6 protein-coding genes and 1 pseudogene are annotated in these 6,828 nt (G+C 33.3%); 1 reads left to right on the forward strand and 6 read right to left on the reverse strand.

Annotated features, from left to right (window positions below):
- Positions 1 to 625: 625 nt before the first annotated feature.
- From ACQKN2_RS24900 to ACQKN2_RS24910, 3 genes are all read right to left on the reverse strand, one after another.
- Positions 626 to 1,222 carry a DUF4303 domain-containing protein gene (locus ACQKN2_RS24900; RefSeq protein ID WP_427417312.1) on the reverse strand — a complete coding sequence of 199 codons (597 nt, stop codon included), beginning with the start codon at positions 1,220 to 1,222 and terminating at the stop codon, positions 626 to 628.
- Positions 1,223 to 1,320: 98 nt separating this feature from the next.
- Complete coding sequence (locus ACQKN2_RS24905) at positions 1,321 to 2,943, reverse strand: RHS repeat domain-containing protein (protein ID WP_427417313.1); 1,623 nt, start codon at positions 2,941 to 2,943, stop codon at positions 1,321 to 1,323.
- A gap of 69 nt (positions 2,944 to 3,012) precedes the next feature.
- Positions 3,013 to 3,528, reverse strand: a complete 516-nt coding sequence (locus ACQKN2_RS24910) for a hypothetical protein (RefSeq protein WP_427417314.1) — start codon at positions 3,526 to 3,528, stop codon at positions 3,013 to 3,015.
- On the opposite strand from ACQKN2_RS24910, the pseudogene ACQKN2_RS24915 reads away from it, so the two are divergent.
- A pseudogene (locus ACQKN2_RS24915) lies at positions 3,529 to 3,863 on the forward strand (IS3 family transposase); the annotation flags it as partial. It lies immediately after the preceding gene.
- 435 nt (positions 3,864 to 4,298) lie between these two features.
- Here ACQKN2_RS24915 and ACQKN2_RS24920 read toward each other — a convergent pair.
- The 3 genes from ACQKN2_RS24920 to ACQKN2_RS24930 all read right to left on the reverse strand — a co-directional run.
- Positions 4,299 to 4,973, reverse strand: a complete 675-nt coding sequence (locus ACQKN2_RS24920) for a hypothetical protein (RefSeq protein ID WP_427417315.1) — start codon at positions 4,971 to 4,973, stop codon at positions 4,299 to 4,301.
- Positions 4,974 to 5,227: 254 nt separating this feature from the next.
- Positions 5,228 to 5,875, reverse strand: a complete 648-nt coding sequence (locus ACQKN2_RS24925; protein ID WP_427417316.1) for an Imm43 family immunity protein — start codon at positions 5,873 to 5,875, stop codon at positions 5,228 to 5,230.
- Positions 5,857 to 6,828, reverse strand: a 972-nt coding sequence (locus tag ACQKN2_RS24930) for an RHS repeat-associated core domain-containing protein (protein ID WP_427417317.1), incomplete at its 5' end; no start/stop codon positions are given. The genes ACQKN2_RS24930 and ACQKN2_RS24925, both read right to left, overlap by 19 nt.

Here is a 6,828-nt window from a genome sequence, read left to right on the forward strand (position 1 = left end):
ATTTCCTTGATGATATTCCCTTTTGTATCACGTTCAAACTGATACACTTCACCTTTCTCATTGATAACAGTATTTAACTGCTCTTCTGTATCATATATGAACTTAGGAAGGAAGAGCATATAGCATCTTCTTACCCATGTCCTGGATTCGACTTTATTATTTACACGATCCTACTAATTAAATCTAAAGACTGTTAAATCAACATATTCCGGACTTAACAAGCTTCCTTCCTTGATAAAATTAATTCCTCAAATTTTTTGTCTATACAAGAATTCATAAATCTTTCATCAAGTATTTAACTAAAGGTGTATAATCTGACCTTTAAATACACGACAAAACAATTCTATTTCTAACAGAAAAACATATATAAAGAAAGTGCTTATAGCGACTTCTCTACATATGTTTTAAAACTTAACTATAGTAAATCTATTTTAACTTCACACTTCACAATAAGTGTTCCCACATTATTATTAAACCAAGTACTTCTTCTAAATTGTCACCAATAAAATCAAAACCATCTTTTCCAGTAACAAATCATGTATTACATACATTCACACATAGATTTCTCGTAATCGTATACGCTTAACAACAATACAAATTTACTATTATACTATTGTATTCAATTTCAATTGTATCGTTTACTGAATTTATTATAGATTTCTTCTGAATTAAGAATCTTAGCAGAGAAATTTTCTATTTCTTCTGTTCGTTCATCATCAGATATTGAAATAAATATTGTAATTTCTTGATTATTATCAATAAAAACCCCCTTTTTTATCAATGTTTGTAATGTAGATGTTAAACATTCAAAAAATAATCTTTGAAACAAGGGTAATTCCTGTGAATCTAATGTCGAACCCTTTTCAAATAATTTAGGAACAATTAATGCCATTTCACTATGCTTTAAATCATTATTAGAATATCCCCATTCAGCAGGAATCCATTTTGTATCATAAGTAATATTATCTAGCTCATCGAACTTCTCGGGAAAATATTCTGCAAATTGAGCAAATAATTCGTTGTCTTGACTGTCATCCTCATTATTTTTTTTCTCTAAAAATTCGTTTGTATTTACTGCCAAGAATAGACTAACTGTATCACTATCTGTAACAAAACTTAATGCATATATTTTTTCATTACCGATCATTTTTTTTATGTTAGTAAAATCTAATTCTATAGCTTTGACTAGTCTTTTCTTTAGATCAATAAAAAAATCATCCATTTTTTCATCTTCCTTCCTCATTAGTAACCTAGTTCAGAAAACTAAGTTACTTTTTAAGTTGTAAAGCTAAGCTATTTTGAAGTGTTTATTACATTCATTTAATAACAACTAAAAACTTTTTCACCCACTTTTTGGAGGTGTTCTTTCATCTGTTTTTGTGCATTTTTAAATGCTTCAGCTTCCCCAGATAATTGAGGTAAAAGCTCTTTGTGCTTTTCCATTAAAGCCTCCGCAACTTTCTTTGCATTTGCTTCTGTATGAACCCCCTTCGTATTTGAAGCCCACATTAAATTGGATGGATCATTTATACCTATTTTATATGCATCAAGTATCCCTTGACTTATCTTCACATATATTCCTCGTTTGTCTTTGAATACACCTTTAAACACAATATGGTGTCCATGTGGATTAGTTAACCCTGGTGGTTGAGGTATATTTAATGCTCTCAAAAACGCCGACCAGTTCGTCAAACCTAAAGGGTCAACCTCAATATTTGAATCCCTAATATATCCATATAAAGTAGGATTGTTTCCTTCTAATCCTATAGGATCCTGTTGTGTATATATTCCTTCACTTGGTGAATAATAGCGGAATCGGTTATAATAGAGATTTACTTCTTTATCTTCATACTGCCCTTGATATCGGAAAGGAATAAAATCTTTCTCACCTGTAAATTCATTCACTCTGCCGTAGATATCAAGTTCTGCTGACCAAACCCTATTACCTTCTTCATCAAAGGCTTCAACAGGCGTTCCTAGATAGTCACTAATAATACTAAAATTACCTTCATTCGTAATTTTAGCTGAAGGGATAAATCCCTCTTTAAATACCCATGTGACTAGATTATCTCGTATTTCGGAGTTACTCGGTGAAGAATACTCCTCTAGATTATCAAATTTATCTGAATTATTCTTCGAGAAATACTCATGTAGGATAGTATTCCCATCCCATACGAATCTCATAGTTTTCTCGTCAGAACTCTTCTCTATTCGTCTACCTAGCGAGTCATACTTGAAAGTAACTTCTGTGTTGTCTGGTTTGATGACTTTCGACATCATGCCATTGCCGTTATATTCGTACTTCCACGTATCACCGTTCTTCTCAACTTTCTGAACGAGATTCCCTTCATCATCATAAGAAAAGGTTGCCTCTTTCGTTTCAAGTAATCTGCTCCCGGCACCATAAACACGATCTGTCTTTTCTTTCGTTTCATACAAATTCCCGACATCGTCGACACTGCGGTGTAAGAAGTCGAATTGACCGCCTTGATTGGACCACACGAGGTTACTGAATTCATCGTAACCGTAAGTGACTTTTACACCCGTTAACTCGTTTACCATGCTTCGTAAGCGATGATTGGCATCCCAATTATATACTCGTCTTCGTGCATCGCGGTTTTGAATACTTATTCGATGGTGTGTTGGTCTACCTGCTACATCATACTGCCATTTGCTGATGACATCTCCTGGTAATATTCTCTCAATCTCTTGACCGAGTTCATTGTACTGCATCGCTGCTGTCCAATTTTCTTGCTCTGAGCGAGAAGCCGTGATTTGTGACACATTTCCCATTTCATTACGAGCAACATCGATTTTTGCACCTAAGCTACTTGTAATCTGTGAACGATTGCCTAATTCATCGTATGAACTCGCAATCCAATGGTCATTCTGCCACTCCTTAATCACTCGTCCAGATGGGTCTCGCTCTAGCTTTACGGCCACATGCTCATTTTCAGTCTGAATTAACGAACCATTTTTGTCATAGCCAAACGTTTCCCAAGTGTCATCATATTAATCAGCTCGAATGACATTCCCTAAATTATCATGTTCGTACGCTGTCCAACGGTGACCAGGACGTTGAATTTTCTGAACCAATCCTGCCAAACTGCTCTCATATGACCTTGTAAGCTCATCAAAGCCGACTTCCTTAATGATATTGCCTTTCGTATCACGTTCAAACTGATACGCTTCGCCTTTTTCATTGATGACAGCGGTTAACTGCTCCTCTGTATCATAGGTGAATTTAACTTTCTTCCCACCTTGTTCTCGAGACATTAAGCTACCGAGAATGGTGTAACCAAAGGCTACTTGCGTATGGTTATCTTTCGCAAAAACAACATCATCATAGGCATTGTACTTTAATTGAACATCGTTATCATCTGAAAGATTTGCCCGTATTAGGCGATTCAAGTTATCATAACGGTATTTCTCTGTGACCCCTAGCGGATTGGTAGTTGTTGTGCAGTTACCACGACGGTCATACGCCGAGGTCGAACTCGTCCCGTCTGGCAATTTCACTTGATGCAATTAGAGAGCCTACCAGAAGAGCACCAGCTACTGATACATTCAGATCAAGGTTGACACTATCAAATGAAACAATAACGCCATGCGCTTCAATCGAGAGTTATTAAACAAAGTATGTCTCGTAAAGGAAATTGTTACGACAATTTCCTTATGGGGAATTTCTTTGGCATAGTTATAATTTCTATACTTTTAAGAGTTTAAAAGTGTAGCGCATTTTAAAATTGAATTATAAAAATACATAACGTATTAGAAATATTAGAATACAAAACAAATTAAGGCCCACGTTAAAAGACATGAGTCCGATACAATATCGAACTCATGCCCAAACCTCTGCCTAATGAAATAACTCTGTCTAACATTTCGGGGTCACTTCATTACCAAGGGGAAATTTACTATTCTTTTGCTTTGCTTACTCAACTAAAAATCGCTATCGACTAATTCAATATAATGCAGACCGTTTTAAAGCTTGTTTACATCAATAATTTCAATTTTCGAATCGAAATAATAAAACATTGCTAAATAGATGGGGGAATTTGCACTATCATTGACTAACATAAAATATTTCATAAAATTACCCCAATCGTTTACAAGCTGGATATTTTTTTGAAGCAAGGGGCTTATCGTTCGTTCCTTCCTTACAAATGTTTTGCAATAAATTTACTGAAATTAAAGTATTTATTTTAATAACATAATTTTTTGATTAACTACTTTTTAATCTTTTTATTACGTCGGCTCTCTAAACATAACTCAAAAACTTTAGGAAGGATATTTACCTAATTTTTTACTGGACTAATTAAAATCACATTCTTTGAATTGAGAACCTCTAAACAATTGTATTTTTGATTTAAACTTTCAATTGTTTTGCCATACTTCATAAGTGTGATATCTTGGATAACCAAAAAAGGTAAACTATCCAGTTTTTCTCTAATATCGATAATAGAAAGTTTTAAATTAAAACATTTTCTTATTTCCATAATAAACTTGTTTGCATCATTTGGTATTCTGACAACATACACTTTTACCTCATCTATCAAATCAAGTTCGTCTGAGGGAAAATCTTCTTCATCTATAACCGGATTATTTTCAAGCCAACTAAATAAATCAATATCTAAAGAATAAAAAGGCGACGACAATGCACCCAAATCTTGATAGAATACGTTTAGTTGGTCGCTATTCTTTTTTAGAAACACTCCTTGTCCCCCACCGTCATCCCCTATCAAAATATAATCAGGTGCGTAAGCACTTACTTCATACAACCTGTTCCTTTCCACTGCAATGTCAAAACCATAAATATTAATTCCGTTTTCAAATGTAACTCCCTCGAAATATTTCCAAAATTCAATCAGTCTCGAAGGTGTATTAGTTTGAAGACTGATATTGATCTCTTTTGCATCAATGTTTCTTTCTGTTCTAGCGATTAAAGGTAACGACTTTAAATTTAAAATCATTGATTTCCTCCAATTACATGTGACCTAGTCTGTGATTTATATGTATTCCTTTTATTTTGAAGATGAAAAACGTTATGCGGTAATTTTTATTCATGTTCAAATCAAAAACAAAGAGTAGCAAAAAGTCCATTTACTAAGGAATTTATGCTACTCTGTATATTTTGAAATTCATCACAAGTACAGCCACATCAATTATTATTCTTTTATCACCGTACTGTTGCTTTAAAAATATTTATTCCAACTATTATTTTATCCTAACGAGAGTTAATGTGTGTTGCCACCTCATCTAATTCAATAAATTTAAAACCTTTTAATTTTAGAGCAATACATTGTTGCATAAATTTTTCTGAACAAAACATATACGAACTTAATTTTAAATCCTTTAAGCAAAACACATCTAGGTCAGTTTGTCCAAAAACCACTTTCTGATATTTTTCAACAAATACCCCCTCAGATTTAAAAACTTTATTTTCCGGCACTTCTCTGGAAATAAAATCCGACTGGTCATAATCCACTAAAGAAATACCATTAAAATACTTAATAAAAAAGTAGTTTTTCTTTACTTTTGACTTTCCTCTCGGACTAACAATATTTAACTTCGCTATTACAAAATCTTTTAACGAATTTGACTCATCTATTAGATTTAAAAAACGTTCTTCAACAATATGACCTAAAAAGTTTTTATAATAATCAAACTCAATTTTGTTTGTTGTGATTAGCCACAACTCTTTTGGAAATTCATCTTTGTTAAAAAATGGTCTATTCCAACTATATCCCATTCCTTCGTTATACATTGTCTCATCAAAATGTTCATGTATTACCCCATTTAAGAAAATAGGCGCTGTGAGTTTGTCATTTATAATCATATAATTTTTCAAATTGATTACCCCAATCTCTTGCATTTTGGATACTTCTTTGATTTAACTGTATCAAAATGACCCAATGAAAGTTGATTCTTTAAATTCATTTGTAGTTTTCTAACTTTTCCTCTTGCCGCCTTTTTATCTATAATTTCATCATCAAAATCTTTGAAAATACCTTCTATTTCATTCATTACATGACTATTATATAGAGAATGATGTGTGTTATGAATAAAGTTAAAAGAACTTTTTTTAAGTGTGTCAGGATTACTTGGAATCATCATACCGTTAAAAGCCTGATCCCTTAATCCACCTATGCCTATATCGTCGAAAAATGTTTTATATTGTTTCCAAACATTTGTTGGAATTACATGATGAGCTTGATATCCGGTTGTCTTACTTCCACCCTTCTTTAAGTTACCTGCTAATATTTGACTCGGTGCTCTTGATAATCCAAAAACATCAACCCAAGTATTTGTATCTCCAACATACCCATACAATGTCGGATTATTCCCTGCAAGTCCAATCGGGTCTATTTGAGTATAATTCCCTTGTTCTGGGTCGTAGTATCGGAATCTATTATAATATAAACCTACTTCTGTATCTTCATACTGCCCTTGATAACGGAATGGAATAAAGTCTTTCTCACCTTTGAATTCTTTCACTCGTCCATAAATATCAAGTTCAGTTGACCAAACCTTTTTACCATCATCATCATAGGCTTCTACAGGCGTTCCTAGATAGTCACTAATAATACTATAGTTACCTTCATTCGTAATTTTAGCTGTAGGTACGAACCCATCATTAAACACCCATGTGACTAAATTATCTGTTATTTCGGGGTTACTCTGTAAAGAATGATCTACTAGATTTTCAAATTTATCTGAATCATTCTGCGTGAAATACTCATGTAGGATAGTATTCCCATCCCAAACGAAACTTGTTGTCTTTTCTTCAGAACACTTCTCTATTCGTCTACCTAGCGAGTCATACTT

The sequence above is a fragment of the Lysinibacillus sp. NPDC093688 genome, from assembly GCF_050280145.1.
GTDB lineage: Bacteria > Bacillota > Bacilli > Bacillales_A > Planococcaceae > Lysinibacillus > Lysinibacillus xylanilyticus_B.

Excerpts from the sequence above, each read along its gene's own strand:
- ACQKN2_RS24900 (WP_427417312.1), bottom strand. The coding sequence starts at position 1,222 with ATGGATGATTTTTTTATTGATCTAAAGAAAAGACTAGTCAAAGCTATA.
- ACQKN2_RS24920 (WP_427417315.1), bottom strand. The coding sequence starts at position 4,973 with ATGATTTTAAATTTAAAGTCGTTACCTTTAATCGCTAGAACAGAAAGA.
- ACQKN2_RS24925 (WP_427417316.1), bottom strand. The coding sequence starts at position 5,875 with ATGCAAGAGATTGGGGTAATCAATTTGAAAAATTATATGATTATAAAT.